The sequence below is a fragment of the Pseudooceanicola aquaeponti genome (assembly GCF_050897975.1).
In the GTDB taxonomy this organism is placed as follows: Bacteria; Pseudomonadota; Alphaproteobacteria; order Rhodobacterales; family Rhodobacteraceae; genus Pseudooceanicola.
Window position 1 is genome coordinate 227,731 of the sequence record NZ_JBPAXY010000003.1, and the last position, 26,169, is coordinate 253,899.

The 26,169-nt window shown below is 68.7% G+C and carries 23 protein-coding genes; 12 read left to right on the forward strand and 11 right to left on the reverse strand.

Going from position 1 to position 26,169, the window contains the following annotated elements; genetic code table 11:
* Nucleotides 1–13 precede the first annotated feature (13 nt).
* Nucleotides 14–2,218 (forward strand): DEAD/DEAH box helicase, encoded by a 2,205-nt coding sequence (locus ACRARE_RS07815; RefSeq protein WP_432655868.1) that lies wholly within the window; start codon nt 14–16, stop codon nt 2,216–2,218.
* Nucleotides 2,219–2,394: 176 nt separating this feature from the next.
* Here the strand turns inward: ACRARE_RS07815 and ACRARE_RS07820 are convergent, their stop codons facing one another.
* Nucleotides 2,395–5,487: an efflux RND transporter permease subunit gene (locus ACRARE_RS07820; protein ID WP_432655869.1), complete on the reverse strand. Its 3,093-nt coding sequence runs from the start codon at nt 5,485–5,487 to the stop codon at nt 2,395–2,397.
* Between the two features lie 9 nt (nt 5,488–5,496).
* Entirely contained in the window at nt 5,497–6,657 is a 1,161-nt protein-coding gene (locus ACRARE_RS07825) for an efflux RND transporter periplasmic adaptor subunit (protein ID WP_432655870.1), read from the reverse strand.
* Nucleotides 6,658–6,808: 151 nt separating this feature from the next.
* Here ACRARE_RS07825 and ACRARE_RS07830 point away from each other — a divergent pair, with 151 nt between their 5' ends.
* Nucleotides 6,809–7,474 carry a TetR/AcrR family transcriptional regulator gene (locus tag ACRARE_RS07830; RefSeq protein ID WP_432655871.1) on the forward strand — a complete coding sequence of 222 codons (666 nt, stop codon included), beginning with the start codon at nt 6,809–6,811 and terminating at the stop codon, nt 7,472–7,474.
* 90 nt (nt 7,475–7,564) lie between these two features.
* Here the strand turns inward: ACRARE_RS07830 and ACRARE_RS07835 are convergent, their stop codons facing one another.
* The 3 genes from ACRARE_RS07835 to ACRARE_RS07845 form a co-directional block, all read right to left on the reverse strand.
* The gene (locus tag ACRARE_RS07835; RefSeq protein WP_432655872.1) at nt 7,565–9,100 is read right to left on the reverse strand and encodes a tripartite tricarboxylate transporter permease; all 1,536 of its coding nucleotides are present in this window, start codon (nt 9,098–9,100) and stop codon (nt 7,565–7,567) included.
* Between the two features lie 10 nt (nt 9,101–9,110).
* Nucleotides 9,111–9,542 carry a tripartite tricarboxylate transporter TctB family protein gene (locus tag ACRARE_RS07840; RefSeq protein WP_432655873.1) on the reverse strand — a complete coding sequence of 144 codons (432 nt, stop codon included), beginning with the start codon at nt 9,540–9,542 and terminating at the stop codon, nt 9,111–9,113.
* Between the two features lie 125 nt (nt 9,543–9,667).
* Nucleotides 9,668–10,645 carry a Bug family tripartite tricarboxylate transporter substrate binding protein gene (locus tag ACRARE_RS07845; protein ID WP_432655874.1) on the reverse strand — a complete coding sequence of 326 codons (978 nt, stop codon included), beginning with the start codon at nt 10,643–10,645 and terminating at the stop codon, nt 9,668–9,670.
* 187 nt (nt 10,646–10,832) lie between these two features.
* Here ACRARE_RS07845 and ACRARE_RS07850 point away from each other — a divergent pair, with 187 nt between their 5' ends.
* From ACRARE_RS07850 to ACRARE_RS07860, 3 genes are read left to right on the forward strand one after another with little or no spacing between them, the layout of a single operon-like run.
* Nucleotides 10,833–11,504, forward strand: a complete 672-nt coding sequence (locus tag ACRARE_RS07850; protein ID WP_432655875.1) for a response regulator transcription factor — start codon at nt 10,833–10,835, stop codon at nt 11,502–11,504.
* A complete protein-coding gene (locus tag ACRARE_RS07855; RefSeq protein WP_432655876.1) occupies nt 11,497–12,924 on the forward strand; it encodes a sensor histidine kinase in 1,428 nt (475 codons plus the stop codon). The genes ACRARE_RS07850 and ACRARE_RS07855 overlap by 8 nt, the downstream gene beginning before the upstream one ends.
* Nucleotides 12,921–13,994 (forward strand): ABC transporter substrate-binding protein, encoded by a 1,074-nt coding sequence (locus ACRARE_RS07860; RefSeq protein ID WP_432655877.1) that lies wholly within the window; start codon nt 12,921–12,923, stop codon nt 13,992–13,994. Before ACRARE_RS07855 ends, ACRARE_RS07860 begins: the two co-directional genes overlap by 4 nt.
* 11 nt (nt 13,995–14,005) lie before the next feature.
* On the opposite strand, the gene ACRARE_RS07865 is transcribed toward ACRARE_RS07860, so the two are convergent.
* The 5 genes from ACRARE_RS07865 to ACRARE_RS07885 all read right to left on the reverse strand — a co-directional run bounded on the left by ACRARE_RS07865 (nt 14,006) and on the right by ACRARE_RS07885 (nt 18,345).
* A complete protein-coding gene (locus ACRARE_RS07865; RefSeq protein WP_432655878.1) occupies nt 14,006–14,929 on the reverse strand; it encodes a LysR family transcriptional regulator in 924 nt (307 codons plus the stop codon).
* A 20-nt stretch (nt 14,930–14,949) separates the two neighbouring features.
* A complete protein-coding gene (locus tag ACRARE_RS07870) occupies nt 14,950–15,792 on the reverse strand; it encodes an alpha/beta fold hydrolase (protein ID WP_432655879.1) in 843 nt (280 codons plus the stop codon).
* Nucleotides 15,789–16,178: a hypothetical protein gene (locus tag ACRARE_RS07875; protein ID WP_432655880.1), complete on the reverse strand. Its 390-nt coding sequence runs from the start codon at nt 16,176–16,178 to the stop codon at nt 15,789–15,791. The genes ACRARE_RS07870 and ACRARE_RS07875 overlap by 4 nt, the downstream gene beginning before the upstream one ends.
* A gap of 11 nt (nt 16,179–16,189) precedes the next feature.
* Complete coding sequence (locus ACRARE_RS07880; protein WP_432655881.1) at nt 16,190–17,368, reverse strand: muconate/chloromuconate family cycloisomerase; 1,179 nt, start codon at nt 17,366–17,368, stop codon at nt 16,190–16,192.
* 107 nt (nt 17,369–17,475) lie between these two features.
* Entirely contained in the window at nt 17,476–18,345 is an 870-nt protein-coding gene (locus tag ACRARE_RS07885; RefSeq protein ID WP_432655882.1) for a dioxygenase family protein, read from the reverse strand.
* Nucleotides 18,346–18,793: 448 nt separating this feature from the next.
* Between ACRARE_RS07885 and ACRARE_RS07890 the strand changes: the two genes are divergently transcribed.
* Nucleotides 18,794–20,134, forward strand: a complete 1,341-nt coding sequence (locus ACRARE_RS07890; protein WP_432655883.1) for a DEAD/DEAH box helicase — start codon at nt 18,794–18,796, stop codon at nt 20,132–20,134.
* A gap of 102 nt (nt 20,135–20,236) precedes the next feature.
* Nucleotides 20,237–21,283 carry an ACR3 family arsenite efflux transporter gene (gene arsB, locus ACRARE_RS07895; RefSeq protein ID WP_432655884.1) on the forward strand — a complete coding sequence of 349 codons (1,047 nt, stop codon included), beginning with the start codon at nt 20,237–20,239 and terminating at the stop codon, nt 21,281–21,283.
* A 54-nt stretch (nt 21,284–21,337) separates the two neighbouring features.
* Here arsB and ACRARE_RS07900 read toward each other — a convergent pair whose 3' ends face one another.
* Nucleotides 21,338–22,345 (reverse strand): hypothetical protein, encoded by a 1,008-nt coding sequence (locus ACRARE_RS07900; protein ID WP_432655885.1) that lies wholly within the window; start codon nt 22,343–22,345, stop codon nt 21,338–21,340.
* Nucleotides 22,346–22,454: 109 nt separating this feature from the next.
* Between ACRARE_RS07900 and ACRARE_RS07905 the strand changes: the two genes are divergently transcribed.
* The 5 genes from ACRARE_RS07905 (at nt 22,455) to ACRARE_RS07925 (ending at nt 26,131) form a co-directional block, all read left to right on the forward strand.
* Nucleotides 22,455–23,012: an RNA polymerase sigma factor gene (locus tag ACRARE_RS07905; protein WP_432655886.1), complete on the forward strand. Its 558-nt coding sequence runs from the start codon at nt 22,455–22,457 to the stop codon at nt 23,010–23,012.
* Nucleotides 23,009–23,593, forward strand: a complete 585-nt coding sequence (locus ACRARE_RS07910; protein ID WP_432655887.1) for a zf-HC2 domain-containing protein — start codon at nt 23,009–23,011, stop codon at nt 23,591–23,593. The genes ACRARE_RS07905 and ACRARE_RS07910 overlap by 4 nt, the downstream gene beginning before the upstream one ends.
* Nucleotides 23,583–24,878 (forward strand): S8 family serine peptidase, encoded by a 1,296-nt coding sequence (locus ACRARE_RS07915; protein WP_432655888.1) that lies wholly within the window; start codon nt 23,583–23,585, stop codon nt 24,876–24,878. The genes ACRARE_RS07910 and ACRARE_RS07915 overlap by 11 nt, the downstream gene beginning before the upstream one ends.
* Before the next feature lie 131 nt (nt 24,879–25,009).
* Nucleotides 25,010–25,507, forward strand: a complete 498-nt coding sequence (locus ACRARE_RS07920) for a hypothetical protein (RefSeq protein WP_432655889.1) — start codon at nt 25,010–25,012, stop codon at nt 25,505–25,507.
* A gap of 210 nt (nt 25,508–25,717) precedes the next feature.
* Nucleotides 25,718–26,131, forward strand: coding sequence for a hypothetical protein (locus ACRARE_RS07925; RefSeq protein ID WP_432655890.1), 414 nt, complete (start codon nt 25,718–25,720; stop codon nt 26,129–26,131).
* The last annotated feature ends 38 nt before the right edge of the window (nt 26,132–26,169 follow it).

Below are 26,169 nucleotides of genomic sequence, written 5' to 3' on the forward strand. Positions count from 1 at the left end.
TGGACCTCTCCTCATGATCTCTTCCCTGTCCGAAGCGCTGACCGAGCGCGGATACGACCAGCTGACCCCCGTGCAGGAGGCCGTCAGCGCGCCCGAGCTGGCGGGGTCGGACCTGCTCGTCTCGGCCCAGACCGGCTCGGGCAAGACCGTGGGCTTCGGCCTGGCCATCGCACCGACCCTGTTGGACGAGGCCGAACGTTTCGGCCCGCCCGCGCTGCCGCTGGCGCTGATCGTCGCGCCGACCCGTGAACTGGCCTTCCAGGTGCGATCGGAACTGCAATGGCTTTACGCCAAGACCGGCGCCGTTGTGGCCTCTTGCGTGGGCGGGATGGACATGCGCCAGGAACGGCGCAACCTCGAACGCGGCGCCCATATCGTCGTCGGCACCCCGGGTCGTCTGCGCGACCATATCGAGCGCCAGTCGCTGGATCTGTCGGACATGCGCGCCGTGGTCCTGGACGAGGCCGACGAGATGCTTGACCTGGGCTTCCGTGACGACCTGGAATTCATCCTGGGCGAGGCCCCCGAGACCCGCCGCACGCTGCTCTTCTCGGCCACCGTGCCGCCGATGATCGTCAAGCTGGCCGAGCAGTTCCAGACCGACGCGCAGCGGATCAGCACCCTGACCGGTGCCACCCAGCACGCCGATATCGCCTATGAGGCGGTGCGCGTGGCCCAGAACGATGGCGAGGCCGCCATCTTCAACCTGCTGCGCTACCACCACGACAAGGGCGCCATCGTCTTTGCCAACACGCGCGCCGCGGTGAACCACCTGACCGCGCGTCTGTCGAACCGTGGCCTGGCCACCGTCAGCCTGTCGGGCGAGCTGAGCCAGAGCGAGCGGACCCATGCCCTGCAAGCCATGCGCGACGGCCGGGCGCGCGTTTGCGTGGCCACCGATGTGGCGGCGCGCGGGATCGACCTGCCGAACCTGCAACTGGTGATCCACGCCGATCTGCCGACCAATACCGAAAGCCTGCTGCACCGCTCGGGCCGGACGGGCCGCGCGGGCCGCAAGGGGATCTCGGCGCTGATCGTGCCGCCCAAGGCCACCAAGAAGGCCGAACGCCTTCTGAAATGGGCCAAGATCACCGCCGAATGGACCGAGGCGCCTTCCGCCGAGGACATCCAGGCCGCCGATGAAACCCGCCTGCTGGAAGATCCCGCCTGGGCCGAAGAGGTAACCGAGGATCAGGCCGCCTTTGCCGCGCGCCTGCTGGAACGCCACGGGGCCGAGGCCATCGCCGCCGGCTATCTGCGCCTTTACCAGTCGCGCCACGCCGCCCCGGAAGAGCTGCGCGCCCCCGATGCCAAGCCCGAGAAGCGGCCCACGCAGGACTTCGGTCCCAGCCGCTGGTTCGCCCTGTCGGTCGGTCAGGCCGACCGCGCCGAGGCGCGTTGGCTGCTGCCGCTGCTGTGCCGCGCGGGTGGTCTGGACAAGGCGCAGATCGGCGCCATCCGGGTGCAGGACAGCGAAACCTTCGTGGAACTGGCCGAACCGGCGGTCGAGGGCTTCCTGGCGAGCCTCGGCGAGGGGAATGTTCTGGAAGAGGGCGTCAGCGCCCGGGCGGTCGAGGGTGTGCCCGAGTTCGCCCCGCGCCAACGGTCGACCGGGCCGCGCCCGGGCGGCGGCGGCAAGTTCGGTGACAAGCCCCGTTTCGACAAGCCGCGCGGCGACGGGCCCCGGGGGGATAAACCCCGTGGCGACAAACCGCGTTTCGACAAGCCCAAGGGGGACCGCTTCGGCGATAAGCCCCGCTTCGACAAACCGCGCGGCCCGCGTCCCGACCGGGGCGAGCGCGACGGCGCGCCGCGCAAGCCGCGCTTTGACCGGGAAGAGCGCGACGAGGCGCCGCGCCCGAACCGCTTTGCCAACCCGTCGGAACGGGCAGGCCCGCCGCGGGACCGCAAGCCGCGCCACAAGGACGGCGCCAAGTCCGACGCCCTGCGTGAACGCACCGAAGGCGCCGTGTTCGGCAAGCCCCGGGCGGGCGGCAAGCCGGGCGCGAAATTCGGCGGCAAACCGGCGGGCAAGCCCGGCGGGGCCAAGTTCGGCGGCAAGCCCGGTGGTAAACCCGCTGGCAAGCCGGGTCCGAAATCGGAAGGCCGGGTCTGGGGCAAGCCCGCAGGCGGCAAGCCGGGCGGCAAACCGGCGGGCGGCAAGCCCAAGGGCAAGGGCTTTACCGGTGCCAATGACGCGCCGCGCCGCAAGGGCTGAGGCCCCGGGCGACAGCTGATCCTCTGACGTTGAAACGGCGCGGCGCCTCAGGGCCCGCGCCGTTTTCTTTTTGCCCGCTGACTGGGGACGGGGCAGGGGGCGGCCAAAGCAAGAGGGCCAAAGAAAAAGGGCCGGTGAGATCACCGGCCCTTTTCGATTGTCCGTTGTGGCTCCGCTTAGCGGTGGCGAGTGAACAGACGCAGCACCACCACGAAGAACAGCGGCACCAGCAGCACGCCCAGGATGGTCGAGGACAGCGTCCCGCCCAGCACGCCCGAGCCGATGGCGTTGCGCCCGCCCGAGCCCGCGCCGGTGGACAGCACCAGCGGCAGCACCCCCAGCGAGAAGGCCATCGAGGTCATGATGATCGGGCGGAAGCGCTGTTTGGCCGCCTCGGTCGTCGCCTGAAGCAGGCCTTCGCCCATCTCCAGCCGTTCCCGGGCAAACTCCACGATCAGGATCGCGTTCTTGCCGGTCAGACCGATCACGGTCAGCAGGCCCACCTGGAAGAAGACGCCGTTCTCGAAGCCGCCAAGCCAGGCGCCGATCAGCGCGCCCAGAACCCCGATGGGCATCGCCAGCATCACCGCGAAGGGGATTGTCCAGCTTTCATAGAGCGCCGCCAGCGACAGGAAGACGGCGGCCAGGGACAGCGCGTAAAGCAGCGGCGCCTGGTTGCCCGATTCCCGTTCCTCCAGCGACAGGCCGGTCCAGGCGATGTCGAAGCCCTCGGGAAGCTGGCCCACCAGACGTTCGACCTCGGCCATGGCTTCGCCGGTGGTCACGCCCTCGGCCGGGTTGCCCTGGATCTGCATCGCGGGCACGCCGTTGTAGCGATAGACACCCTGGGCGCCCTGCTGCCAGGAGCCTTCGGCGAAGTTGGCGAAGGGCACCAGCCCGCCAGAGGCATTGCGCACCCGCCACTTGTCGATGTCCGAAGGCGTCGAGCGACTGTCGGCATTGCCCTGCACATAGACCCGCTTGATCCGGCCCTGGTCAATGAAGTCGTTCACGTAGCTTCCCGCCCAGGCGATGTTCAGCAGGGTCGAGACATCCGAGGCAGAGACGCCCATGGCCCCGGCCTTGCGCCAGTCGATATCCAGGTTGAACTGGGCCGCATCCTCCAGCCCGTTGGGCCGGACGCCGGTCAGCAGCGGGCTTTGCGCCGCCATGCCCAGCAGTTGGTTCCGGGCCGCGACCAGCTCGTCATGGGTCTGACCGCCGCGCGCCTGCAGGTACATGTCAAAGCCCGAGGCGTTGCCCAGTTCGGTCACCGCCGGGGGCACGATGGGAAAGACCATCGCATCCTGGATCTGGCTGAGCGCGCCATAGGCACGGCCTGCCACGGCCTGGATCGACAGGGCGGGGTTTTCCCGCTCGTCCCAGTCCTTCATCCGCACGAAGGCCAGGCCCATGTTCTGCCCCTGACCGGCAAAGCCGAAGCCCGCCACGCCGAAGACCGCCTCGACCGCCTCGCTTTCGTTTTCCAGGAAGTGCTGCTCGACCTGGTCGATCACCGCTTCGGTGCGTTCCAGCGTGGCGCCCGTGGGGGCCTGGATCATCACGAACATGATCCCCTGGTCCTCGTCGGGCAGGAATCCTGTGGGGGTGCGCAGGAACATCATTACCATGGCCACGACCAGCACCCCATAGACCAGCACCATGCGCACCGGGCGTTTGACGATGCCGCCGACCATGCTGCCATAGCCGCGCATCGTGGCGTTGAAGCCGCGGTTGAACAGGCCGAAGAAGCCGCGCTTGGGCCCATGGCTTTGCTTCAGGATGGTGGCGCAAAGCGCGGGCGTCAGGGTCAGCGCCACGATCACCGACAGGGCCATGGCCGAGACGATGGTGATCGCGAACTGCTGGTAGATCACCCCGGTCGAGCCGCCGAAGAAGGCCATCGGCACAAACACCGCCGACAGCACCATGGCGATCCCGATCAGAGCGCCGGTGATCTGGCCCATCGACTTGCGGGTCGCCTCCAGCGGGCCCAGCTTGTCCTGTTCCATCACCCGTTCGACGTTCTCCACCACCACGATGGCGTCATCCACCAGCAGGCCGATGGCCAGCACCATGGCCAGCATGGTTAGCGTGTTGATGGTAAAGCCCATGGCGGCCATCACCCCGAAAGTGCCCAGAAGCACGACCGGCACGGCCAGGGTGGGGATCAGCGTGGCGCGGAAGTTTTGCAGGAAGAGGTACATCACCAGGAACACCAGCACGATGGCCTCGACCAGCGTGTGCATCACCGATTCAATCGAGATCTCGACAAAGGGCGTGGTGTCATAGGGGATGACATAGTCGATACCCTCGGGGAAGAACTGCGCATAGTCCTCCATCTGCTCGTAGACCCGTTCCGACACGTCCAGCGCGTTGGCGCCAGAGGCCAGGCTGATGGCCATGCCGGTGGCGGGCTGGCCGTTGTAGGTGGCCGAGAAGTCATAGCCCTGGGCGCCGATTTCCACCTCTGCCACGTCGCCCAGCAGGACCAGCCCGCCGTTCTCCTCGGCACGCAGAACGATCTGGCGGAAGTCTTCGGGGGTTTGCAGCAGCGATTGCGCGGTGATCGTGGCGTTCAGCATCTGCCCGTCCGAGGTCGGGCGGGTGCCGAAGGCCCCGGCGGAGATCTGCGAGTTCTCCTGGCTGACCGCGCCCACCACGTCCGAGGGCGTCAGCCCGTAGGAAGTCAGCTTGGCCGGGTCCAGCCAGATCCGCATGGCATATTGCGAGCCGAAGACCTGGACAGAGCCCACGCCCTCGATCCGCGACATCTCGTCCACGAGGTTGGTTTGCAGATAGTCGGCCAGGTCGGTCTCGTCATAGCTGCCATCGGGCGAGATCAGCGAGATCACCATCAGGAAGCCGGCGGCGGATTTCTGCACCGTGACCCCCTGACGCTGCACCGATTCCGGCAGCAGGGGCGTGGCCTGGCTCAGCTTGTTCTGCACCTGCACCTGGGCGATGTCCGGGTCGGTGCCGGTCTCGAAGGTCAGGGTGATCGAGGCCGTGCCCGCCGAGGAGGAGTTCGACGACATGTAGCGCATCCCGTCGAGGCCGGTCATCTGCTGTTCGATGACCTGGGTGACAGTATTGGCCACCGTCTGCGCCGAGGCGCCGGGATAGATCGCCCGGACCGCGATCGAGGGCGGCGCGATCTGCGGGTATTGCGCGATCGGCAGGGTCAGGATCGACAGGACGCCGACCCCCATGATGATGATCGAGATGACCCATGCGAAGATGGGCCGGTCAATGAAGAAACGTGCCATGGGTTCCGCTTACTCCGATGCGCTGTCGCCGTCGGCGGCGCGTTCCTGGGGGGCGACCGTGGCGCCCGGGCTGGCACTTTGCAGACCGGCGACGATGACGCGGTCGCCATCCGACAGGCCCTCGGTCACGACCCAGTCGGCGCCGCGATCCTGAAGCACGGTCAGGCTGCGCTGTTCGACGCTGTTCTCGGCGGTGACGACCAGGGTCTGGGGATTGCCGCGCCGGTCACGGGTGACGGCCTCTTGCGGAACCAGGAAGACATTGTCGACCGGGGCGGTCGGCATTTCGACCTGCACATACATCCCCGGCAGCAACAGCATGTCATCATTGGGAAATTCGATGCGCAGCACGACGACGCCGGTCTGTTCGTCCACATGGGGTTCGGCGGCGGTCAGCAGGCCGGTATGGGGGAACTGCGAGCCATCGGCCAGGGTCAGCGCGACCTCGGCATCGGTGCCTTCGCCGATGTCGCCCGCGCCGCGGCGCCAGGCCAGCAGCTCGGCCGCCGACTGGGTCACGTCCACATGCACGGTGTCCAGCTTGCGGATGGTGGTCAGCGCGGTCGCCTGGCTGGCGGTGACCAGGGCGCCTTGCGAGACCTCCGACAGGCCCACCAGGCCCGACAGCCGGGCGCGGATCTCGGTGTGGTCCAGCTCGATCTGGGCGGTGCGCAGCGCCGCTTCGGCCATCTTCACCTGGGCCTGGGCGATGTCGCGCGCCGAGGTGGCGTCATCCATGGCCTGCTGGCTGTTGATGCCACGGTCGGCCAGTTCCTGCACCCGGGCAAAGTCGCGCTCGGCGGCGCGCAGCTGCGCCTGGGCCGAGGTCAGCGAGGCCTCGGCCTGGGCCAGGGCGGCCTCGTAGGTGGTGGGATCGATGCGGTAGAGGACCTGGCCCTCTTCCACCATGCTGCCTTCCTTGAACAGGCGCTCGGTGATGATGCCGTTGACCTGCGGGCGCACCTCGGCCTCGGCCACGGCACGGACCCGCCCGGGCAGGGTCGAGGTCAGCGTCAGCGACTGCGGATGCAGCGTCTCGACGGTGACGGCGGCGGGCGGACGGCCCCCGGCCTGTTGCGCCTGGGCGGTCGCGCCCGCCATGGCAAGAGGCGCGGCAAGGGTCACAGCGGTGATCGCTGCGCGGAATGTCGCTTTGCTGAACTGGGCCATTTGCGGCTCCTTTTCGATATGCCGGGAAAAGCGCTTGGCGCGCGCCGGTCCTTCTCATACAAGACTCCGCAGTCTCATAAATACTGAACGGGCCGGTTCACAAGTGCTTTTCCTCTGTAGGAGGGCACAGAGGGCTGTGCGGGAGGGAAGTGTGGCAAAAACCGATCACAATACCGAGGAGACGCCCGGGCAAGAGGCCGCGCGACCGCGCAAGGGGCGCCCGGTGGTTATCGAGGCCGAAACCCGTCGCGCGCTTATTCTTCAGGCGTTGGAGGCGCATTTCCACGAGGTCGGTCTGAAGGGCATGACCATGGCCGCCATCGCCCGGCGGGCGGGCATGTCGAAACAGACGCTTTACAGCCTGTTCCAGGATCGAGACGCCCTGTTCGAGGCCTATCTGGACCATCGTTTCTGCTATCTGGCGCAGGCGGAACCGGCGCCCGAGGCCGATCTGGCCTTTCCCGAACGGGTGCGGCGCCTGTTTCATTTCGACCAGCCGTCCGAGGCCTGGGACCTGCCGCTGGCGCTGTTCCGGCTGGCGGTGGTCGAGGCCCCGAAACACCCCCGCCTGGCGCGCCGCTGCCTGGAGGAGGGGCCGCGCAGCAAGCAGGCGCTGTTGCTGGCCGAGCTGGAGCGGGCCCGCGATCGGGGCGAGTTGCAAGTCAGTGACCCGCAGGCGGCGGCGGGGCTGCTGATGGACATGCTGCACCTGTCGATCCTGGATGCGCTGGTCGATCCCGGTTTCGTGCCCGACCCCGAGGCCTGGCGGCGGCGCTTCGACCTGGGCCTGTCGGTCTTCCTGCGCGGCATCAGCTAGGCGCTAGGCCCCCGCGCCGCAAAAAGGGCGGGCCGCGCTGCGGTCCCGCCCTTCGTCGTTTCAGGTTCGGCGCCCCGGGGGCGCGTCTCCTCAGTCGCTGATCGCGCCTTCCTCGTCGCGACGCTCGTGCATCTTCTGTTTGACCTTGCGGCCGAAGAACAGCGGCAGGATGAAGCCGATGATGGCGACGGCCCAGAGGGCCAGCGACAGCGGGCTGTCGAACAGCGTGCCCCAGTTGCCGTTGTCGATGGTCACCGCGCGGCGCAGGTTGTTCTCCATCGAGTTGCCCAGAAGCGTGCCAAGGATGATCGGTACCAGCGGCACGTCCAACTTGCGCAGCACCCAGCCCATGACGCCGAAGCCGATCATCACCAGCAGGTCGAAGGTCGAGCCCGAGATGCCGTAGATCCCGACAAAGCTGACCATGGCCACGATGGGCATCAGCACCCGCGAGGGCACCATCAGGATGCGGGTGAAGAGGCCCACCATCGGGATGTTCATCGCCAGCAGCATGAAGTTGGCGATGAACAGCGCCGCGATCAGCCCCCAGACCACATCGGGGTTCTGGCTGAAGAGAAGCGGCCCGGGGGTGATGTTCAGCGACAGCAGCACCGCCAGCAGCACCGCCGTGGTGCCCGACCCCGGCACGCCAAGCGCCAGCATCGGCACCAGGGCGCCCCCGGCAGCGGCGTTGTTGCCCGCCTCGGGGGCCGCGACGCCGCGCGGATCGCCGGTGCCGAAGGTCTTCTCCTTGTCGACCAGCCGCTTTTCCATCGAATAGCTGATGAAGCTGCCCAGCGAGGCCCCGGCGCCCGGCAGGACGCCCGCGATGAAGCCCAGAACCGAGGTACGCAGCATGGTGGGCGTGCAGGCCTTCAGCATCGACAGGGGCGGGTACAGCTTGCCGATCTTCAGCTTCGATCCGTCGGCGTTGCCGCCGTGGCGGTTCTCCAGGAAGATGAAGACCTCGGACAGGGCAAACAGGCCGACGATGGCCACCAGGAAGTCGAGGCCGTCGTAGAGGTGCACCTCACCGAAGGTGAAGCGCGGCACGCCGGTCTGGGTGTCCACGCCGATGGTGGCCAGGCCCAGGCCCAGGGCGGCGGCAAAGGCCGATTTCGCCTGGTTGGTCGAGCTGACGCCGCCCAGGGTCATGAAGGCCAGGGCGAAAAGGGCGAAATATTCCGCCGGTCCGAAGAGCAGCGCGATCTTCACCAGCTGCGGCGCCAGCAGGATCAGCCCCCAGGTGGCCAGGAAGGCGCCGACGAAAGAGGCCACGCCCGAGAGCGACAGCGCCTCGCCCGCAAGACCCTTCTTGGCCATCGGGTGGCCGTCCAGACAGGTCATCATCGCCGGTTCATCGCCCGGAATGTTCAGCAGGATCGACGAGATCCGCCCGCCGTACATGGCGCCGTAATAGACCGAGGTCAGCAGGATCAGCGAGGGCGTGGCGCCCAGGCCCAGGGTGAAGGCCAGCGGGATCAGGATGGCAACGCCGTTCGACGGCCCGAGGCCCGGCAGCGCGCCCATGATCGTGCCCAGGAAGCAGCCCAGCAGGGCCAACCCGAGGTTCTGCCAGGTCAGGGCGATGGCGAAACCGTCGCCGAGGGATGCAAGAAGGTCCATTGCGTGCTCCTCAGAAACCCAGCGGGCCGCGCGCCAGCGACAGGCCCAGGACCAGGTGGAAGATGACATAGATGCCCGCCGAGGTGCCGATGCCCGTCAGCACCGAGCCAAGCAGGCCCGAGCCCAGGCGCCAGGCCAGGTAGGTGGCGGCAAAGGCGGTGGCGATGACGAAGCCCAGAACCGGCAGCATCTCGGCATAGAGGATCAGCACCACCACGGCGGCGCCGACCTCGACCAGGCGGCCCAGGGCGGGCCACTGCGGTTCCGGGTCGGGCCTGAGCGCGATGACCGCGCTCGACAGGCCCAGAACGGCGGCGATGATCAGGGGAAAGGCCTTGGGGCCGACGGCGTCCGACAGGAAACTTTCCTCGATCGCCAGGGCCGACAGGGCGAAGGCAATAGCGATGAGGATACCGACGACACCGAAGATGCGATCGCTCATGGCGGATCTCCTATGCGTGTGTCTGGAAAGGGGATGAGGGAAAGGAGGGTGGGCGCCGCGTGGGGACGCAGCGCCCAGGGGTCCGGCCCCGGGGGAGTGGAGGGGAGGGGCCGGAGAGGAGGCGGTTAGCGGATGATCCCGATCTCGCGCGAGATGTCCTGGATCTGCGCCACCGACTGTTCCACGAAGGCCTGGAAATCGGCCCCTTGCAGGTCCAGCGGCGCCAGGCCGTTGGCGGCCATGGTCTCTTTCCACTGCTCCGACGCGTAGAGATCGGCGATCTTCGACACCCAGGCGTCATAGGCCGCGTCGCTCATGCCGCCGGGGGCGTAGAAGCCGCGCCAGTTGGCGCCGATGGCGTCCACACCCTGTTCGCGGGCGGTCGGCATCTGGGCGAATTCGCCGTCCAGCCGTTCCGGCGCCAGCACGGCGATCACCTTGATGTCGCCGCTGTCGACAAAGCCCTTGGCCTCGGAAATGTCGCCGGTGAAGGCCTGGACCGAGCCGGCCAGCAGCTGGGTCACCGCCTCGCCGCCGCCGTCGAAGGCGATGTATTTCACCTGGCGCACGTCCTCGATGCCGTAGGCATCGGCGGCGATCAGCACCTTCAGGTGGTCCCAGCCGCCCACGGCAGAGCCGCCCGCGACCGAGGTCGAGGTGGGGTCGTTCTTGATCGCGTCCAGCAGCTGCGGCAGCGTGTCGATTTCGCTGTCCGCGGCCACGGCGATCACGCCGTAGTCGGCGCCGATCGAGGCCAGCCAGCGGACCTCGTCCATGGTGTTGCCCGGATAGGCGCCCTGGGCCAGGCGGGTGGCGGTGGCCGAAGAGGCGGCAACGATCAGGTCGTTGTCATCGCCACGCTTGTTGACGACCTCGGCAAAGGCCACGCCACCGCCGCCACCGGCCAGGTTCACCACCTGCATGGTCTTGTCGATCAGGCCCAGATCCTGCATCGACTTGCCCACCTGGCGGCAGGTGAAATCCCAGCCGCCGCCGGGGTTGGCCGGGGCGATGCATTCGGGGTTTTCCTGGGCCTGGGCGGCAAGGGCGCTCAGCGACAGGGCGATGGCGGCCATGGCGCCACAGGGTGCGAAAAATTTCATTCTGGTCTCCTCAGATCATGACGGCACTCTCCCCGTGCCGCCATCCGTCCCGCCAGGGCGGGGCGCGGTGGCCTCTTTCCTGCGGGTCGGGAATGTGTAACGGATTGACCTGTCATGAACCTGTCACCCAGTGACAGGGGTTGGACCGTCCGGCCCTCAGCGCGCCGGGGTGGGGGAAAGGTGTGCCATGCGTGTGTTGATGGTCGAGGATGCCGAGGATCTGGCCGAGGGGGTCGTGGCCCATCTGGCGCGCTCTGGCGTGGTCTGCGATCTGGCCGCCAGCCTGGACGAGGCCGAGGATTTCCGCGCCGTGCAGCGCTATGATGCGGTGATCCTGGACATCAACCTGCCCGATGGCTCGGGGCTGGCGCTGCTGCGGCAGATGCGCGGGGCGGCGGATCGCACCCCGGTCTTGATGCTGACCGCGCTGACCTCGGTCGACGACCGGGTGGCGGCGCTGGACCAGGGCGCGGACGACTATCTGGGCAAACCCTTTGATCAACGCGAGCTGGAGGCGCGGCTGCGCGCCCTGGTGCGGCGCGAGGCCGACAGCAAGCAGGACCGGATCGTGCTGGGACAGCTCAGCTATGCGCCCAAGGACCGCAGCGCCACCCTGGAGGGCCGACAGATGGCCCTGACCCGGCGCGAGGCGGCGCTGCTGGACATGCTGATCCGTCACCAGGGGCAGTTCCTGTCGAAGACCCGGCTGTATGACAGCCTTTATGGCTTCGACGACCAGGACGTGGGCGTGAATGCGATCGAGCTTTACATCGCGCGGCTGCGCAAGAAATTCGCCGGCAGCGGGGTGGTCATCGCCACCCGGCGCGGCGTCGGCTACCGGATCGGTCTGGATGACTAGGCGCTGGCGCCCCCACGAGCCCGGCAGCCTGGCGGCGCGGGTGCTGGGCGCGGTGCTGGCGCTGCTTCTGCTGGGGGGCGTTCTGGTGGCCGGGTCGATCTGGTGGAACGGCCAGCAGGCGGCGCGCCAGTCCTATGACCGTATCCTGCTGGGAGCCGCCCGCGACATCGCCGAGGCGATCCGGGTGCAGCAGGGCGCGCCTTTCGTCGATCTGCCGGTTTCGGCCTTTCAGCTGCTGGCCCAGGCGCCCGAGGACCGGATCTACTACGCCGTGCACGGGCCGGGCGGGGCGCTGATCACCGGGCTGGACCCGCGCCAGCCGGTGGCGCTGCCCGAGGCGGAGCAGCCCGGCTACAGCTTCTTCGAGGCCGAGCTTCAGGGCGAGCCCGCGCGCTTTGTCCGCCTGACGCGGCGCTTTGTCGAACGCGACTTTTCCGGCCCGGTCGAGGTGGTGGTGGGCCAGACCCTGCGCGCCCGCCGGGCGATGACCGCCGAACTGATGCTGGATGCGCTGCTGCCCATGGCGCTGGCGGGCCTGCTGTTGATCGCCATCGCCGCGCTGGTGCTACGCCGCGCCCTGCGCCCGCTCGAGGCGCTGTCGGCGGATCTGGCGGGGCGCGACCCCCATGACCTGACCCCCATGCCGGTGGCGGCCCTGCCGGGCGAGCTGCGGCTGATGGTGGGGGCGATGAACCGTTTCATGGCGCGGCTGGACGGGCAGGTGACGGCGATGCGCAATCTGATTGCCGACAGCGCGCACCAGCTGCGCACCCCCGTGGCGGCGATCCGGGTGCAGGCCGAAAGCGCCCGCGCCGCTGCCCCGGGGGCCGAGCGCGACCGTGCCCTGGACCGGCTCTTGGCGCGCACCCGGTCCCTGGGCCGCCTGCTGGATCAGCTGCTCAGCCGGGCGCTGGTGGTGCATCGCACCGACAGCCAGGCCCGGGTGCCGGTCGATCTGCGCGAAGTGGCGCTGGAGATCTTCGAGGAAGATGACCCCGCCGCCCTCGCGCCCGACAGCCAGACCCGCGCCGCCGATCTGCGGCTGGAGATCGGCCCCGACCCGGTGATCGTGCGCGCCGATGCCTTCTCGCTGGGCGAGGCGGCGCGCAATATCCTGGTCAACGCCCTGACCCATGGCCGGGCGCCGGTGGTGATGGGGGTTTCGGGCGGGCAGGGGCGGGCGCGCCTGTGGGTGGCGGACGCAGGCCCCGGGCCCGCGCCCGAGGTGGCCGCCAAGCTGGGCGCGCGGTTCAACCGCTCGACCGGCAGCGGCGAACGCAGCACCGGCATCGGCTTTTCCATCGTCACCGAGGTCGCGCAGGCCTTCGGCGGGCGGGTCGAGATGGACCAGGGCCCCGAGGGCTTTCGCGTCACCCTGGATCTGCCCGCCGCCGAGATCGCGCCGGAGGAGACAGCATGACCCGCCGCCCGACCGTCCGGGATCTGATCTGTTTGACTCTTCTGACCATCCTGACCTGTCTGACCTTCCGGCCCGGTCCGGTTGCCGCGCAAGAGGCCGTGGCGCGTTATGGCTCGGGGCCTGCGCCCTTCCTGCTGCGCTCGACCACCGACATCAGCATTCTGGGCCCGGTGATCGAGCGTTTCGCCGCAGCGGAACCGGGGCTGACCATCACCTTTGAGCAGTGGGGCTCCAACGCGCTTTACGACCGCGCCCGGGCCGATTGTCAGGGTGAGGGAGGGGTGGCCGATGCGGTCTTCTCGTCGGCGGTGCAGCAGATGGTCTGGCTGGTCAACGCCGCTTGCGCCGCTCCCTATCGCAGCCCGGCCACCGTGGCGCTGCCCGAGACCCGGCGCTGGCGGGATGAGCTGTGGGGGATCACCACCGAACCTGCCGTCATCGTCTACAACACCCGCCTGCTGGCGGGCGACGAGGTGCCGCGCAGCCGCTTTGCCCTGCTCGACGCGCTGCGCGCCCAGCCCGACCGCTACCGGGGGCGCATCGCCACCTATGACATCGGCGCCTCTGGACTGGGGTTCCTCTTTGCCTATGCCGACAGCCTGGAGGCCACGACCTTTGGCTCGATGATGGAGGCCTTCGCCCGGGTCGGCGCCGTTGCCACCTGTTGCTCGGCCGAGATCATCGGCGGCGTGGCCGAGGGGCGCTATCTGATCGCCTATAACGTGCTGGGATCTTACGTGGCCCATGCGGCGGCGGGCGAGGAGGTGGGCACGATCCTGCCCGAGGATTACACCCTGGTCCTGTCGCGCGGCTACATGATCCCCCGGGGGGCGGCCCAGGCCGAGGCGGCGGGGCGGCTGCTGGAGTTCCTGTTGACCCCAGAGGCGCAGGGGATGCTGGCCGCCGCCGGGCTGGTGGCCGATATGGCCGCCCCCGAGACCGGGCTGGCCCCTTCGGCGCGGCGCACCATTCCACTGGGCCCCACGCTGCTGGTGGCGCTGGATGGCAACCGGCGCACCCAACTTCTGAACCTCTGGGGCGAGGCCTTTCAGCGCGCGCAAGCGCCCTGAGCGGCGCGCCCCTAGCCCCGGGGCGGCAGCTGCGCCTCGGGCAGGCGGGCCTTGCGGGTGAACTGCGCCAGCAGGGTGAAGAAATTCGTCACCTGCGGCTTGCGGTTGTCGAGGCGCGCCTGGACGGTCAGCGAAGTGCCGGGATTGTTGCCCTCGTAATCGCGGTAGGTGACGCCCGACCGGGCCGAGAAGGACACGCTGCGCGGCACCATGGCCACGCCCACCCCAACGGCCACAAGTGAGATCGCGGTCTGGTAATCCTGGGCAAAGACCTGTTCGACGGGGGTGAACCCCTCATCGGCGCAGGTTTGCAGGATGTGATCGGCGAAAGAGGGACGCGGGCGGCGCGGATACAGAACGAAGGGCTCTGCCGCCACATCGGTCAGTCGCAGCTTGCCAGTGCGCCGCGCCGGTTCGGACCCGTCGGGCAGGGCCAGGATCAACGGCTCGTGGATCAACAGGGCCGAGCGGAACTCGTCCCCCTTCAGCCGGGGCCGGGCCACGGCAATGTCGATGTCGCGCTGGATCAGCGCCCGTTCCAGCTCGGCATTGTTCATCGACGACAGGGCCAGGTCGACCTGCGGATAATGCGAGCGGTAGGATTTGATGAAGGTGGGCAGCGGCCCGTGGGTGGCCGAGCCCACGAAGGCGATTCGCAAGCGGCCAGAGCGGCCCTGACCCACCTGCCGGGTCTCGCGATAGGCGCTGTCGAGGTCGGCCAGGATGTCGCGGGCGCGATCGAGCAGAACCGCGCCCGCATCGGTCAGGCGCACCTGGTTGCGCGCCCGGTCGAAGAGCTGCACGCCTAGCTCGGCCTCCAGCGCGGCGATCTGGCGCGACAGCGGCGGCTGCGCCATCTCCAGGCGCGCGGCGGCGCGGCCGAAGTGCAATTCTTCGGCCACGGCGATGAAGTATTTAAGGCGTCTGAAGTCCAAGGGCAGCTGCTTTCGCCGCCTTAGCCCATCTTCGCCAGGGCCTCGACGAAATGCGGACGGAAGGTGGCCGGGTTTTCACTCATCGGAAAATGCCCGATCTCTTCCATCACGGCAAGCGTGGCGCCGGGGATCTCGGCGGCGGTGCGCCGGGCATCCTCGGGGGTGCAGGTCATGTCGTAGGTGCCGACCATGATGTGCACGGGCGTCCTGGCGGTGTCGATGCCGCCCAGCTTGCCCACCAGGCTGTCGTCGCGGGTGTAGAAGTTCAGATCGCCCCGGAAGACACCCGGGCCCGATTGCATGAACATCCACTGGGTGGCCCAGCGATCCGCCGCAGGCCCCTGGGGCGCGATATTAGCGCTGACCAGGGCCGCGCCCATCTCGCCGCCGTGGGCGTCGGGGCGGTGGAACCAGTCGATGTCGTACCAGGCGGGCTGGAAGTCGCTGGCCTCGATGGCGATGAAGCCCTTGAAGGGCTCGGGGTTGTGCAGCGCCAGTTGCAGTGCGATCCGCCCGCCCATGGAACAGCCCGCGTAGATCGGGTTTTCCAGTTCCAGCGCCTCTACCAGCTTCAGCACGGTTTCCACGTAGACCTCGGTGGTCAGCAGATATTCCTCTTCCTGGAACCCTTCGGGCGGCAGGGATTTACCGTGCCAGGGCAGGTCGGGGGCGATGAAGCGATAGTTCGCGGTCAGTTCCGCATCGTTCATGATGTGGCGCCACTGGCGGTTATCGGCGCCTGCGGTGTGGAAACAGATCACCGGCTGACCCTGACCGGCTTCCTCGATGTAGATACGCACGGGGCGGCCTGCCACCTCGATGGTCAGGTAACGGCCGGTGATCGGTTCAAAGGCAACGCTCATGCGGAAACCTCCTGGCTGCGGCCCTGGGCCATGAATTCCTTGAAGAACCGCAGGTTCTTCACCAGGGCGAGGATGTCGCCGTCGATGCGGCCACGCCCGGTTTTGACGAAGCCGAAGATGTCGTGGAAACAAGGTTCCGGCACCGGCTCCCAGAACTTCGCCAGGGCCTCGCCGTCGACGCGCAGGGCAAAGCGCCAGGGGGTCTGACGGCTGGGGCCTTCGGTGACGCGTTCAAGCTGGCCACGGTGGAAGGTCAGGTAATATTCGTTGCCGTCGACTTCGATCAGGACGGTCTCGGAGAAGAGCGCGCCCAGGCGCAGCAGATGCGGTTTCGCGGCCAGCATCTGCCCCATCTCGGTGAAACGGGCAGCAAGGTTGGTGGTCATCGGATGTCCCTTCAGTCTTTGCGGGCGTAACGCTCGATGCGCTCGGGGTCGGGGGTGATGCCCAGGCCGGGGCCTTCGGGCAAATGCACGCGGAAGTCTTCGTAGCGCAGGCCGTCGGTCACCAGATCCTCGATCAGGATCTTGGGGCCGAAATGCTCGGTCCCCCAGTGCAGCTTGGGCAGGGTGGCGAAGACATGCAGGTGCGCCGCCGCCCCGATCGAGCTTTCCAGCAGGCAACCGCCATAGAGTTGCACGCCCGCCGCATCGGCGATGCCTGCGACCTGTTTCAGGGCGTGGACGCCGCCATGTTTGCACAGTTTCAGCGACAGCACGGAACCGGCGGCGCTGGTGCAGCCGTCGAAGGCCTCGGCGGGGGTGAAGACGCCCTCATCCATCATCAGAGGGATGGGCGAGCGGGCGGCGGCGCGCGCCATGCCGGCCATCTGGTCGGCGGGCAGGGGCTGTTCCACCAGGCTGACGCCCAGATCCACCAGGCGCGGCAGGTAGCGGATGAAATCGCCCTCGGACCAGCCCTGGTTCACGTCGGCGATGATGTCGGTGCCTGCGGGCAGCGCCTTTTGCAGCGCCGCCAGGCGGTTCAGGTCGGTCGCCGGATCGGCAAAGCCCAGCTTGATCTTGAAGCGGTTGAACCAGCCCTTCTCGATCATGCCCTTGGCCTCTTCGACCTCTTGACCCGCGTCGCCCGATGCCAGGGCCCAGATGGCCGAGAAAGAGGTGGCGCGCGCCCCGCCCAGCAGGACATGGGCGGGCAGGCCAAGGGTCTTGGCCGTCGCATCCAGCAGCGCCATGTCGAGCGCGGATTTGGCGGCATAGTTGCGCTTGCAGGCCCGGGCCATCAGCGTGGCGGCCTGTTCCAGGTTGCAGGCAGGCTGACCCAGCAGGGCGGGGGCAAGATAGGCGTCGATATTGGCCTTCATCGCCTCGGTGCTTTCCTCGGCCCAGCGGGGGCCGCCCAGGGTCGAGCCTTCGCCATGGCCGGTCACGCCGTTTTCCAGCTCGACCTCGACGAAGATATAGCCCTGATGGGCGACCGAGGTATTGGACAGCTTGTGCTTGCGCCGCGTCGGCGCCTCGATGATCCGGGTGCTGATCCGGCGGATCGCGGTGGCCTGCATCAGGTCGCCGGTGGCGGCGGCGGGATCGGGGGCGGCGATGCGGGGGCTGTTCATGGCGGCTCCGGGCTCGAAAAATCGGGGAAATCAGAAAAAGACGCCGCGCCGAAGGGGGCGCGGCGACAGGACGGGCAGGCGAAGGGGAACCGCCTGCCCGAAGGGGATCACTCGGCGGCGACGCTGTCGACCAGCGCGTTCGAGCGGATCTTGAAGTCGAAGGTCATCACCAGGTCGGTGTCGGCGCCCTCGGGGGCCTTCTCCAGCTTGCCGATCAGGTCTTCTTTCACGGCGAAGACGCTGTCGTTGTCCAGATACTCGGTCTCGCTGTCGTAGATCTGCGAGATCAGACCCTTGTAGCCGTCCTTGGAGATCATGAAGTGGATGTGGCCGGGGCGCCAGGGGTGGTGACCCATGTACTTCAGCAGTTCGCCCGCGGCGCCATCATAGGGGATGGGGTAGGGCACGGGACGGATGGCGACGAACTCGTACTGGCCGTTCTCGTCGGTCTCGAAGCGGCCGCGCAGGTTGTAGTCGGGCTGATCCGGGTCCTGCTGTTCGTAGAGGCCGTTCGGCGCATCTTCCCAGACATCCATGGTCACGCCCGGAACCGGGTTGCCCTCGGTGTCGTAGATGGTGCCGGACACGCGCACGGTTTCCTGGCCTTCGAAGTCCTTCTGGATGATCGAGGCGCCCTTGGGCAGCACGGGCGGGTTTTCACGGTAGAACGGACCCAGCACGGTCGAGATGGTCTCGTCGTGGGTGGGTTTCTTGTCCAGCATGTCCGCCAGAACCTCGACGCCCAGGATGTCGGAGATCAGGATGAACTCGTTACGGGCATCGCTGGAGATCTCGCCGGCGCGGCGCATCCATTCCATGGCGCCCAGCCACTCGTCGTAGCTCAGGTTCACTTCTTTCATGAAGGCGTGCATATGCTTCAGCGCGGCCTGCATGATCTCGCGGTTGCGCGCGGGAATGTCGCCATCCATGGATTTGATGACGGCGTCGGTAATGTTGTCGAGTGTGATGTTACGCATCAGGTTCCTCCCTACGTGGTCGCAGCAGAACCTGGGGCCCGAAAGATGCAAACACAATGACCGGGGAGGAATGCGTTGATACCTTTCGGGTATCAATTGCCTTTCCGGCGCACCTTTTTGAAATGGGAATCTTCACCTTTCCCGAGGCTTGCCCGGCGGGTCGGGGGGCATTGGGTCCGGTTGCGACCCGGGCGAGTTGACAAAAGCGTCAGAAACCCCCATCTGGGGCGGAACGGTCGCGCAGCTGCGTGAGCCTGCCGCGCCCCGAACGGGGGGCGCATCGGCCGTCTCTCCCCCGGTTCCCCATCACGCAGGGTTCTCGACGCGGGCCACGGGGCGCGAAAGGCGCCAGCGACCGGATCCGCATCACCCTCTTTGCCTCGTCCGCTTCGGGCGGGGTGCCACTGTTTCCGCGCGGGACCGCCCGCCGCGGGTGAAAGGATCATACGTGACCCAATTCGAAGATCTCGGCCTGGCGCCGGGACTGACCGCACGTCTGGCCGAGGCCGGACTGACCGACCCGACCCCCATTCAGGAAAAAGCCATTCCGCTGGCCCTTCAGGGCCGCGACGTGCTGGGCCTGGCCCAGACCGGCACCGGCAAGACCCTGGCCTTCGGTCTGCCGCTGATGCACCGGCTGCTGGAACAGCCGGGCAAACCGCTGCCGCGCGCCGTGAAGGCGCTGGTGCTGGCGCCGACGCGCGAGCTGGTGAACCAGATCGCCGACAACCTGAAGATCTATGCCGAGGGCAGCCGCCTGAAGGTGCGCACCGTCGTTGGCGGCCAGTCGATCAACCGCCAGATCAACATGCTGGAACGCGGCTGTGACATCCTGGTGGCCACGCCGGGCCGCCTGATCGACCTGATGGACCGCCGCGCGGTGGACCTGTCCCATGCCTCTTACCTGGTGCTGGACGAGGCCGACCAGATGCTCGACATGGGCTTTATCCACGCGCTGCGCCGCATCGCGCCGCATCTGGGCACACCGCGCCAGACCATGCTGTTCTCGGCCACCATGCCCAAGCAGATGGAAGAGCTGTCGCGCGCCTATCTGGACAACCCCGAGCGGGTGCAGGTGACACCCCCGGGCAAGGCCGCCGACAAGATCGAGCAATCGGTGCACTTCCTGCAAAAGGCCGACAAGCCGGGCAAGCTGCGCGAGATCCTGGATCGTGATCCCGGCGCGCTGACGCTGGTCTTCGGGCGCACCAAGCACGGGTCGGAAAAGCTGATGAAGGGGCTTGTGGCCGATGGCTATAACGCCGCCTCGATCCACGGCAACAAAAGCCAGGGCCAGCGCGACCGCGCCATCAAGGCCTTCCGCGACGGCACGATCAACATCCTGGTGGCCACCGATGTGGCCGCGCGTGGCATCGACATTCCCGGCGTCGCCCATGTGATCAACTACGACCTGCCGGAAGTGCCCGACAACTATGTCCACCGCATCGGCCGCACCGCGCGCGCCGGTCGCGAGGGCGAGGCCCACGCGTTCTGCGCCCCGGACGAGGCGGATCTGCTGCGCCAGATCCAGAAGCTGATGAAGATCGACATCCCCGTGGCCAGCGGCGAGGTGCACCCCGGTGTCCTGCCGGGCTCGCCCCGGGTGGCGCCGCCGAAACCGGGCGGCAAGTCCGGTGGCGGGCGGAGCCGGGGCGGGCGCCCCGGTCAGAAACCGCGCGGCGCTGCGGCGGGCGGCGGCAATGGCGGCGGCGGTGCCGGTGCCAAGCCCGGCGGGGCCAAGCGGCGTCGGCCGCGTCGGCGCGCCGGGGGCGGTGGCGCCCAGGCCTGACGGGCGCTTTGCCCGCTTGACCTTCGGGTCGGATCCATTGAACACAAAGGCGGCGGCCCCCGGGGCTGCCGCCTTTTTCATGCCCGCAGGAGAGCACCGCCCATGTCCCGCACCGATCAGACCGCGCCCGGCCCCCTGGGGGTCTTCGAACGCTACCTTTCGGTCTGGGTGGCCCTGGCCATGGTGGCGGGGATCGCCATCGGCACCCTGGCGCCGGGGCTGGTGCAGCTGGTGGCGCGGGCCGAGGTCGCCTCGATCAACCTTGTGGTGGCGGTGCTGATCTGGGCCATGGTCTATCCGATGATGGTCAACGTCGACTTCGGCGCCGTGGCGGGCGTGGCGCGCCAGCCGCGCGGGCTGCTGGTGACCCTGGCGGTGAACTGGCTGATCAAGCCCTTCACCATGGCGGCCCTGGCGGTGCTCTTCTTCGAGCATGTCTTCGCCCCCTGGATCGCGCCCGAGGATGCGGCGCAATATATCGCCGGGCTGATCCTGCTGGGGGCGGCGCCCTGTACGGCCATGGTCTTTGTCTGGTCGCAGCTGACCAAGGGCGATGCCACCTATACGCTGGTGCAGGTCTCGGTCAACGACCTGATCATGGTGGTGGTCTTTGCCCCCATCGTGGCCTTCCTGCTGGGGGTGACCGAGATCACCGTGCCCTGGCAGACCCTGTTGCTGGCGACCCTGCTTTACGTGGTGCTGCCGCTGCTGGCGGGGCTGGCCACCCGGCGGATGCTGGGCAGCAAAGCGGCGGTCGAGGCCTTTTCGGCGCGGGTCAAACCCTGGTCGATCCTGGGGCTGATCGCGACGGTGGTGATCCTCTTTGGCCTTCAGGGCAGCGTGATCCTTGCGCGGCCCCTGGTGATCGTGCTGATCGCCGTGCCGATCCTGATCCAAAGCTACGGCATCTTCGCCCTGGCCTATGGGGCGGCCTTCCTGCTGAAGGTGCCGCACCGGGTGGCGGCGCCCTGCGCGATGATCGGCACCTCGAACTTCTTCGAACTGGCGGTGGCGGTGGCCATCTCTCTCTTCGGGCTGAATTCCGGCGCGGCCCTGGCCACGGTGGTGGGGGTGCTGGTCGAAGTGCCGGTGATGCTGTCGCTGGTGGCCTTCGCCAACCGTACCCGGGCGCGGTTCCCGCAGGGCTAGGCGCCCCCGAACGCGGTCCGGCCCGGGCCAAGAGAGGCCCCGACCGGGCGGGCGTCAGCCCTGCGTGGGGCCGTCGATCAGCAGGTCGATCACCCGCCGCGGCAGGGCCATGTCGGCCAGCGCCCGGCGGCAGTTCTGCTGGAAGGTCTCAGGGTCGGTGCGGTAGGCGTCCAGCTCCAGGAAATCCTCGGTCCGCCGCAGACACAGGTGGAAGGTCCGCCCGCGGAACCCCGCCTCGATCCGGCGCGGCTCTTGCCCCTGGTCCGAGGCGATCTGCACCAGGGTTTCCAGAAACAGCGGCGGCACCAGCTCTTTCGCACGCCCCGGCACCTCGGAATAGACGCGGAAGGGCGCGGCCTCGCCCAGGCCATAGTCCACCGGGCGCAGCCCGTGGGCCGACAGGAAGACGTCGCGCACCTTGCCCAGGATGCCGCGCGGCCCGGCCTCGAAGACGGTCCAGGGCATGTCCACCGGCGTCTCGACCTCCAGCACCAGCCCCTTGAAGACCCGCTCCCAGCTTTCGCCCTTGTTGTCGTCGTCGGTGCTGGCCTTGCGCTTGCGCAGGGTGACCTCGGCCAGGCGATAGCCCACATCGCGCCAGCGCCCGGCCATGCCGTCCTCGATGGCGATATCGGTGAACTGCGGCAGGATCTGCAACCGGTGCAGCGCGGGCAGGTCCAGATAGTCGCGCGGCGGGCGGGCGACGAAATCACTGACCCCCAGATGCCCGGCCAGGATCGGCGCGATCTGGTCCTTCATCTGGCGATTGAACCGTGCCCGGGTCTGCTGGACGATCACCCCCGCGATGATGCCGAAGGCCACCAGGATGAAGGCAGGCACGATCCAGCGGGGCGTATCCGCCTCGAAGGGATGGAAGGCCCCGACCAGCAGCGCCGCCAGCGCGCCCAGCCCCAGCACCACCCGCGCCTGGAACCGGGCCCGGCGCTGCTTATGCTCGGCCAGGTCGCGGCTGCTGCGATAGAGCGGCAGGACCTCGCTGCCGTAGAGACGGGCAAATCCGGCCTCATGGGCGGCGGTTTCCCTGAATTGCGATGCGTCCATGACGCGCCTCCCCCGGTTGGTGTGCCGGCGACCGCCTAGACAGGTGACGGGCGCCTGTCCTTCGCTATAGTCCGTGAAGACCCGTTGAGGAAAGGGTGGAGGACCCCCCATGGCCGATCCCCTGGCCCCCCTGATGGCGGCCATCGCCGCGGGCGACAAGGCCGCCCTGTCGCAGCTCTATCAGCAGATGGAGCGGCCCCTTTACCGCTTCATCCTGTCGCGATTGAACGATCCGCACGAGTCCGCCGACCTACTTCATGACGTGTTCATGGAGGTCTGGCGCAGCGCCGGACGGTTCGAAGGGAGATCCAAGGTGCAGACATGGATATTCGGTATCGCCTGGCGCAAGGTCATCGACCTGCGCCGCAAGGGGGCGCGGGTGGATCTGCCTGGTGAAACCCCCGAGATGGAGGATGACGGCCCCGATGGCGAGGCCGCGACCCTGGCCGCGCAGGAGGCGGCGCATCTGCGCCATTGCCTGGACGAGCTGAAGGCGGATCACCGCATGGCGGTCTCGCTCGCCTTCTACGAGGACATGGGCTATGCCCAGATCGCCGAGGTGGCGGGGGTGCCCGAGGGGACGATCAAGACCCGGATCTTCCACGCCAAGAAACTGCTTCTGCGCTGCCTGTCGGGCCGCGTCAGCCGCGGAGGGACGCCCGCATGACCCGCGACCGAGACGAGATCGAAGCCCTGCTGCCCTTCTATGCCAACGGCACCGCCAGCGCCGAGGAACGGGCCGCCGTCGAGGCCGCCCTGGCCGAGGATCCCCGGCTGGAGATCGAGCTGGCGGCGCTGTTGGCGATCCGCGAGGGGATGCAGGCCGAAGAGGTGCAAAGCCCCGGCGCCTTCGGCCTGGCCCGGCTGATGCGCGATGTGGAGGACACGGCCCAGCTTGCACCTGCCGCCAATAGCGCCACCGCACCCCGCCCGCGCCTGTGGCAGGCCGTGGCAGCGGTGGCGGTGGTGGCGCTTCTGGGGCAAAGCCTGTGGCTGGGCACACGCGGCGGCGAGGCGGGCTATGGCCTGGCGGGCGGCGGCGAGGGCGGCTTTGTCGTGGCCTTCGATCCCGACGCGCCCGAGGGCGAGATCCGCACCCTGCTGCTGAGCCTCGGGATCGAGATCGCGGGCGGCCCGTCGGCGCTTGGCCTTTACCGGCTGATCCCGCCCGCCTCGGAGAATCCCGAGGCGCTGCTGGCGCTGTTGCGCAGCTCTGATCTGGTGGAGGATGTCGATTATGCCAAGTGATCCGCTCCGCCGGTCGTCGTTGCTTGCAGGGCTGCGCCTTGCCCTTTGCCTGCTGACCCTGGCTCTGACGCTGCCTGGCGGCGCGGCCCTGGCGCAGACCCCGGGGGGCGATCCAACCGGCGGCGGTGCGGGTAACAGCTCTGGCGTCTCGGGTGGTGGCGGCGGCGGACGGGGCGATGCCACGGACGGGCTGCGCGGCGGCGGGGGCGGCAGCGGCGAATTCCGCCGTTTCGGCAACCGTGACGAGGTGCTGGCCATCGGTCCGCCCGCCGAGGCGCCGCAGGTGGTCGCGGCCTTGCAGCAATCGGGGGCGACCCTGGTGCGGCTGCGCAATTACCCGGCCCTTGGCCTGGTGGCGCAGATGTTCGTCCTGCCGCGCGGCCTGAGCCTGGCCGAGGCGCGCGCCCGTGTCCTGGCGGTGGCGCCCGCGACGCGGTTCGACTGGCACCAGCTTTATGGGTTCGCGGGCGGCACTCCGCGCCTTTACGCGGCATCGCTGGTCGGCGCCGGGGCGACGGGCTGCGCGGTGCCGGGCGGGCCCGCGATCGGCATGATCGACGGGCCGGTGGCGACGGGCCATCCGGCGCTGGCGGGGGCCTCGGTGCGGGTCGAAAGCCTGTTGGACGCGGATGAGCGTCCCGCTGGCGCCGATCACGGCACGGCGGTGGCGGCGCTGATGGTGGGGCAGGATGCCTCTGGCGCGCTGCGCGGGCTGGCCGCCGGGGCGCGGCTGCACGCGGTGACCATCTTCACCGGGCGCGGCGGCGCCGAACGGGCCGATGTAGAGAGGGTGGCGGCGGCCATCGACCGGCTTCTGGCCCTCAGGGTGCGGGTGATCAACCTGTCGCTGGCGGGCCCGCCCAACCAGGCGCTGGCGCTGGTGCTGTCGCGCGCCGCCTCTCAGGGGGCGATCCTGATCGCGGCGGCGGGCAATGACGGCGGGCGCACCGGCTGGCCCGCCGCCGCGCCGGATGTGATCGCGGTGACGGCGGTGGATGCCGCCCGCAGGCCCTGGGCCCGGGCCAACCACGGCCCCGAGATCGAGCTGGCCGCGCCGGGCGTCGACATCTGGGCGGCGCGCGGGCAGGGGGGCGGCGCCTATCTCAGCGGCACCTCTTACGCGGCGCCCATCGTCACCGCCCTGGCGGTGCATCTGGGCGCCGGGCGGGGCCTGTCCCTGGCAGAGCTGCGCGCGCGACTGCGCGCCACGGCCCAGGATCTGCCGCCCGCCGGGCGCGACACCGGCACCGGCTGGGGGCTGGTGCAGATGACGGGCTGCAATTAAGGCCAGTTTTCAGAGGTTTGTGAGATTTTCAATTTTTTTTCGCGCGGATCTTTGAACCGCGCGATCCCCGGCTCCGACCTATGTTCGTAACCCGATGACGGGGAACGCAACATCTTCAGGAGCCTTTTCCAATGACTTTCTTCAGCAAGATTACCTTCGCCGGTTTCGCCGCCCTCGCCACCCTCGGCAGCGCCGGGGCCAGCCAGGCCGCCAGCTTCCCCAACTGGGGCGCCTGCCAGGCCTATGTCGCCGCCGCCTGCCAGCAGAACGCGACCGACCCCGGCAGCTGCATGGCGGCGGGCACCCAGGCCTGCAACAGCCTGCACCCGGTCCGCTCGGCCCAAAGCGAGGCCTTCCGCCGCATCGTCCTTCAGCGTGCCGGTGACAGCCAGTACCGGTTCCGCATCGAGTGGATGACCAGCTATCGCACCGGTGGTCCGGGGGGCAGCGACGACAGCGGCGGCACGGGTGGCGGCACCGGCGGGGGCTGGGGCGGCAAAGATGGTGGCAATGGCGGCGGCGGTGCCGGTGGCTTTGCCGGTGGCGGCGGCGACCTGGCCCCGCCGAACAACGGCGGCGGCGGTGGCGGCGGTGGCTTTTCGGGCGGCAGCGGCGATCTGGCCTGGTAGGCCTGCGTCAGACGCGGCGCCAGGACGACAGAGCGGGGCGGTTCCTTCCGGGGCCGCCCCTTGCCATTTCGGCGACACCAGGGCGCGCGGCCCCGGCAAAGATTGAACCCGCCGCGCGGCCCAATCGACCAACCCCTAGAACGACCGATCACACCGCAGACATCCCGGGCGCGACCGCCGGTCCGCTGCCCCGCAACCAGGAGAGACCCCATGTTCGCCACCCCCCGTGCCGCCATCCTTCCCGCCCTGCCGCTGATCCTGGGGCTGCTGCCCCAGGGCGCCCTTGCCAGCCCGGGCAATCTGCCCGGCTGGGTGGCCTGTCAGGCCGCCATGCAACTGGTCTGCCAACAGGATCCGACCCATGCCGACAGCTGCCTGGCCACGGGCCTCAGCACCTGCAATCTGCTGCTGGAAGAGGCGCCCGCGCCCGGTCCCGCCGCCACGCCCACGCCGCTGCCCCTGCCGACACCGCCCAGCGGTCCGGGCGGATTGCTGGCCGCCACGCCGGGACCGGGGCCGAAGCCCCTGCCGTCCCCTCTGCCAAAGCCCCTGGGCGTGCCGGGACTGAAGCCGCTGCCGGTGCCGCCCGGGTCGCCGGTCGGCCCTCTGGTGCTGAAGCCCTGAGCCCGGATCGAAGGCCGAAACGCCAACGGGCGGCCCTG

Excerpts from the sequence above, each read along its gene's own strand:
- ACRARE_RS07815 (WP_432655868.1), top strand. The coding sequence starts at position 14 with ATGATCTCTTCCCTGTCCGAAGCGCTGACCGAGCGCGGATACGACCAG.
- ACRARE_RS07820 (WP_432655869.1), bottom strand. The coding sequence starts at position 5,487 with ATGGCACGTTTCTTCATTGACCGGCCCATCTTCGCATGGGTCATCTCG.
- ACRARE_RS07825 (WP_432655870.1), bottom strand. The coding sequence starts at position 6,657 with ATGGCCCAGTTCAGCAAAGCGACATTCCGCGCAGCGATCACCGCTGTG.
- ACRARE_RS07835 (WP_432655872.1), bottom strand. The coding sequence starts at position 9,100 with ATGGACCTTCTTGCATCCCTCGGCGACGGTTTCGCCATCGCCCTGACC.
- ACRARE_RS07840 (WP_432655873.1), bottom strand. The coding sequence starts at position 9,542 with ATGAGCGATCGCATCTTCGGTGTCGTCGGTATCCTCATCGCTATTGCC.
- ACRARE_RS07845 (WP_432655874.1), bottom strand. The coding sequence starts at position 10,645 with ATGAAATTTTTCGCACCCTGTGGCGCCATGGCCGCCATCGCCCTGTCG.
- ACRARE_RS07850 (WP_432655875.1), top strand. The coding sequence starts at position 10,833 with ATGCGTGTGTTGATGGTCGAGGATGCCGAGGATCTGGCCGAGGGGGTC.
- ACRARE_RS07855 (WP_432655876.1), top strand. The coding sequence starts at position 11,497 with ATGACTAGGCGCTGGCGCCCCCACGAGCCCGGCAGCCTGGCGGCGCGG.
- ACRARE_RS07860 (WP_432655877.1), top strand. The coding sequence starts at position 12,921 with ATGACCCGCCGCCCGACCGTCCGGGATCTGATCTGTTTGACTCTTCTG.
- ACRARE_RS07870 (WP_432655879.1), bottom strand. The coding sequence starts at position 15,792 with ATGAGCGTTGCCTTTGAACCGATCACCGGCCGTTACCTGACCATCGAG.
- ACRARE_RS07875 (WP_432655880.1), bottom strand. The coding sequence starts at position 16,178 with ATGACCACCAACCTTGCTGCCCGTTTCACCGAGATGGGGCAGATGCTG.
- ACRARE_RS07880 (WP_432655881.1), bottom strand. The coding sequence starts at position 17,368 with ATGAACAGCCCCCGCATCGCCGCCCCCGATCCCGCCGCCGCCACCGGC.
- ACRARE_RS07885 (WP_432655882.1), bottom strand. The coding sequence starts at position 18,345 with ATGCGTAACATCACACTCGACAACATTACCGACGCCGTCATCAAATCC.
- arsB (WP_432655884.1), top strand. The coding sequence starts at position 20,237 with ATGTCCCGCACCGATCAGACCGCGCCCGGCCCCCTGGGGGTCTTCGAA.
- ACRARE_RS07900 (WP_432655885.1), bottom strand. The coding sequence starts at position 22,345 with ATGGACGCATCGCAATTCAGGGAAACCGCCGCCCATGAGGCCGGATTT.
- ACRARE_RS07905 (WP_432655886.1), top strand. The coding sequence starts at position 22,455 with ATGGCCGATCCCCTGGCCCCCCTGATGGCGGCCATCGCCGCGGGCGAC.
- ACRARE_RS07910 (WP_432655887.1), top strand. The coding sequence starts at position 23,009 with ATGACCCGCGACCGAGACGAGATCGAAGCCCTGCTGCCCTTCTATGCC.
- ACRARE_RS07915 (WP_432655888.1), top strand. The coding sequence starts at position 23,583 with ATGCCAAGTGATCCGCTCCGCCGGTCGTCGTTGCTTGCAGGGCTGCGC.
- ACRARE_RS07920 (WP_432655889.1), top strand. The coding sequence starts at position 25,010 with ATGACTTTCTTCAGCAAGATTACCTTCGCCGGTTTCGCCGCCCTCGCC.
- ACRARE_RS07925 (WP_432655890.1), top strand. The coding sequence starts at position 25,718 with ATGTTCGCCACCCCCCGTGCCGCCATCCTTCCCGCCCTGCCGCTGATC.